At 75.7% G+C, this 1,611-nt stretch carries 2 protein-coding genes; one reads left to right on the top strand and one right to left on the bottom strand.

The window, feature by feature from the left end; translation table 11 throughout:
* Positions 1-1,312, bottom strand: a 1,312-nt coding sequence (locus tag L2I40_RS22945) for a cation:proton antiporter (RefSeq protein ID WP_237217674.1), incomplete at its 3' end; no start/stop codon positions are given.
* 73 nt (positions 1,313-1,385) lie between these two features.
* Between L2I40_RS22945 and L2I40_RS22940 the strand changes: the two genes are divergently transcribed.
* The coding region (locus tag L2I40_RS22940; RefSeq protein WP_456305764.1) for a hypothetical protein at positions 1,386-1,611 on the top strand (226 nt) is incomplete at its 3' end.

Below are 1,611 nucleotides of genomic sequence, written 5' to 3'. Positions count from 1 at the left end.
GCGCGCGGATCACGACCGAGCCGACGCGCCCGGTGCCGACCACCACCGCATGGCCGCTGAGCATGGCCTCGGGCGGCGGCGGGCCGAGCCGCGGGCGGCGCTCGCCGCGCCACCAGGCGAGCCGGGCGGAGCGTTCCACTCGCGGCGCCAGCGATTCGGCGGCGCGCAGCGTCCACGGCGTCAGCACGATCGTGGCGATGGCGGCGACCAGCACCGGGCCACGCACCTCGCCCGGCAGGACGCCCTCCCGGATCGAGATCTCCATCAGCAGGAAGGAGAACTCGCCGATCTGGCCCAGCGAGCCGGCTACCGTCACGGCAGTGCGCGGTGCGACGCGCAGCGCCAGCAGCAGGCCGAGCGTGCCGCCCGCGATGGCGAGCAGCACGACCAGGATCGCGGCCAGGGAGACCGCCGGATGCGCGACGATCGCCGCGGGGTCCAGCAGCATGCCGATCGAGACGAAGAAGACGGCGGCGAAGATGCGCTGCATCGGCGTCGCCTCGGCCGCCGCCTGGTGGCCGACGTCGCTCTCGCCCAGCACCACGCCGGCGAAGAAGGCGCCGAGCGCGAAGGAGACGCCGAACAGGGTGGAGGCCGCGAAGGCGACGCCGAGCGCGATCGCCAGCACGGCCAGCGTGAACAACTCGCGCGACCCGCTGCGCGCCACGCGCACCAGCAGCCAGGGCAGCGCGCGGCGGCCGACCAGCACCATCACCGCGCCGAAGGCACCGAGCGACAGCGCGACCTTGCCGATCTCGCCGGCCAGCGACGCGCCTGGATGCTGCGGCACGCCAGCGACCGCCGGCAGCATGACCAGCGCGAAGACCACGACCAGGTCCTGCATGACCAGCCAGCCGAGCGCGATGCGCCCGGCCTCGCCGCCCAGCCTGCCGCGCTCCTCCAGCGTCCGCGTGGCGACCGCGGTGGAGGAGATCGCGAGCGCAAGGCCGAAGGCGAAGGCGGCGCCCGTGGACAGGCCGAAGGCGCCGCCCAGCGCCGCGCCGAGCGTGGCGGCGAGCGCGATCTGCAACGCCGCGCCCGGCACCGCGACTCGCCAGACCGCGAGCAGGTCGGCGGGGCGGAAATGCAGGCCGACGCCGAACAGCAGCAGCGCGACGCCGAGCTCCGCCATGGCGGAGACCACGCCCTTCTCGGCCACGAAGCCCGGCGTGTAGGGCCCGACGACGACGCCCGCCGCGATGTAGCCGATGATCGCCGGCAGCCGCATCGCCCGCGCGACCGCGCCGAGCAGGAAGGCGAGCGTGATGCAGGCGACGACGGTCGCGAGCATCAGGTCGGGGCCATGGTGCATCGGCGCAGGTTACCCGCTCGCCCGCCGCCGGCCCACCGTTGCCCTGCTTGCGCCGCCGCCGCACCATCGTCCGATGCGCGCGCCCGATGCGATCACCCTCCGCTTCGAGAGCGGCACGATGCTGGCCTGGAACCCGCCCGTGCCCCGCGCCGCGCCGGCCATCCTGCTGCTGCACGGCGCAGCCTGCGGCCCCTGGGTGTGGGAGGAGGGCTTCGCCGCCCGCCTTGCCGCGGCCGGGCATGCCGTCTTCGCGATCGGCTTCGCGCGCGGCCGCGCGCAGGCGCCCGCCGGGCTCGCCG

Source organism: Falsiroseomonas oryziterrae, assembly GCF_021864505.1.
GTDB lineage: Bacteria > Pseudomonadota > Alphaproteobacteria > Acetobacterales > Acetobacteraceae > Falsiroseomonas > Falsiroseomonas oryziterrae.
This window is presented reverse-complemented; position numbering and strand designations above follow the sequence as displayed.